Origin of the sequence: Lysinibacillus sp. UGB7, assembly GCF_049058285.1 — a bacterium.
Lineage (GTDB): Bacteria > Bacillota > Bacilli > Bacillales_A > Planococcaceae > Lysinibacillus > Lysinibacillus sphaericus_B.
Window position 1 is genome coordinate 1 of record NZ_JBMGUV010000078.1, and the last position, 1,787, is coordinate 1,787.

A 1,787-nucleotide genomic window follows, 5' to 3' on the forward strand; every position below is an offset into this window, starting at 1 on the left:
TAAAATAACGATAATAATTTTGCCAATCTTTAATCGTATCACGATGCACTTTATATAATTCGGCAACTTCATATGAGTAAATTGGCCAGTATGATAAAATTTTAAAATCTCTAATTTTTCTCCTTTTGAAAAACTACACGTTCTCATAAAAAAATCTCCCCATTTGATAAACAGATTTTATTTTTTAATCTGTCTACTTAATGGGGAGCATACCATAGTACCAGGAGGTGCTGCGTGTTTATATGCGTTATTTGAATACGGAATGCTTTGTATACTCTTTATTTTATATCCCTATTTGCTTTCAATTTCGAAATAATAGAATTATATTTTTCTAAGCTTATATTTTTTATCACAATCAATAAAAATAATGAAACAAAACAAACCCCAATAGAAATGTACATTATAAATTGAAAAATTCTTTGGCTTGTTAAATAATCTGGAAAAATAAATAAGATAACAATACTTGATAACATTATTAAAATCCAACCAGGTAAAATCTGAGCCATGAAATCAGTAGTTTTTTGTTTCATAAAATTCATTATTTGACCAAAAATAAAATACATAAGCCCCACATAGATAATGACTATTATAGCACTAAATAGAATATCCAAAATAAATCATCCTTATAATCAAAATATTTTAAATCGCATTATATTTTTCTTTGGCTGTGAGACATAAATTTACATAAGTATATATTGTAACTAACGTTCCAATAGCTGGCACAGCCTTCCCTAACTTACCAAATACTTTTTTAATTACTTCCCAAGACAAAAGATCTCCAGCTTTTACAGCCGCCCATACTGCATCAGCTACACCTGCAACACCTAATGTTACAAGGCTTTTTTCTTCTGTTACTATATTATCAGCAGCCGCCTTAAAATCTCGGAACTTCCAATTTGTTTGTGTTGTATTCTTTGAAGAAGTCCCAAAAATTGCTGTTGCATTATTATTATTTTTAGATTCAGTGTAGCGAATGTCAGCAAGATACGATCCTCCAGATGTCACTGATGCTGATGCAAAATTAGTTATTACTGGATATGACGATTGTTCATTTAAAGATTGCTCAGTGTTAAATTGTAGATCACTTTTGTCGATTTTTATTTCCGTACTATAGGGGTTAGATAAATCTTTGATAATAATATCTGTCGCTGTATCACCAATACTGATAACTTTTTCATCAACTAATTCCTTTTGTTTATTTGATAAAACTAAAAATTTCTTCCGTGTTATTTCATCAGTACCATCAAGTTGACTTATTACTTCTTCCTCATATTCATAAATATTACCTGTTTCATCAACTATTTGATAAGCAGATTTATTTTCATCGTCGTATAGTAATTTAAAATTATCTCCTAAATTTACTTCTGATGTCAATTGTATGTTAGATTCATAATTTGCTAATGTTAATAATGTTGGAGATCCGACAGTTGAAAAAGCAAAAACAGCTGCCACTCCACAAATAATTTTTTTCATTCTTTTTCTCCTTAGATTTTCATTTAAATTACAATAAGCTTACTTTCCCTCGAGTTATATATATCCTATCATTACCATCAGTACCAATTCAATGGTAATTAAACGCTACTTTTAGGTGTGATATTTTCTTTCCAATAGTACAAAGGATTTATTTTTCATGTTTATCACAGAATGTTTGACATTTATACTTCAACTATCTTTTTTTATTATTTTTGAAATAACACTTTCAAAAATCTGTAATTTTTATACTATTAATAATCTTAACTAAAAAAAGACCAGCTCGGCTAAATTGAACTGAACCCTATAAAGTAAAT

The 1,787-nt window shown here is 28.5% G+C and carries 2 protein-coding genes; both read right to left on the reverse strand.

The annotated features are described in order from the left end of the window. Window positions 1-278 precede the first annotated feature (278 nt). Entirely contained in the window at window positions 279-611 is a 333-nt protein-coding gene (locus ACOMCU_RS27915) for a hypothetical protein (RefSeq protein ID WP_421052286.1), read from the reverse strand. 28 nt (window positions 612-639) lie between these two features. Further along, on the reverse strand, window positions 640-1,473 hold the full coding sequence (locus ACOMCU_RS27920) for a hypothetical protein (protein ID WP_421052287.1): 834 nt from the start codon (window positions 1,471-1,473) through the stop codon (window positions 640-642). Window positions 1,474-1,787 lie beyond the last annotated feature (314 nt).